Source organism: Bacillus sp. SIMBA_031 (assembly GCF_046535225.1).
Classification (GTDB): Bacteria; Bacillota; Bacilli; order Bacillales; family Bacillaceae; genus Bacillus; species Bacillus velezensis.
The window spans coordinates 1-246 of the sequence record NZ_JAWRXC010000569.1 but is presented as its reverse complement, the minus strand read 5'-3'; the positions used below and the strand labels follow the sequence as shown (position 1 = coordinate 246).

1 protein-coding gene is annotated in these 246 nt (G+C 63.4%); it reads left to right on the top strand.

Annotation, left to right across the window (positions count from 1 at the left end; all coding sequences use genetic code 11):
• Positions 1-246 (top strand): SseB family protein (locus SB724_RS21395; RefSeq protein ID WP_410573037.1); only part of this gene is annotated, 246 nt, incomplete at both ends.

The following is a 246-nucleotide window of genomic DNA, read 5'->3' as shown; positions in this document are numbered from 1 at the left end:
CAGCGAGGGTCTTCGTTCCTGTTGTGGCGCAGCTTGCTGAGGAAGCCGAGGCCGTTGACGGGTTGCATGCCGATAAACAAGCGGATATGGCCTTGGTCACCCTCACGGCTCCGGATGGCCGCAGGGCCATGCCCGTGTTCACCTCCTCCGCTGCCTTGGAGAACTGGCACGCCGAGGCGCGTCCGGTGGCCGTTTATGCTGCTCGTGCAGCGCTGTCCGCGGTGTCTGAGAATGCTCAACTTCTGG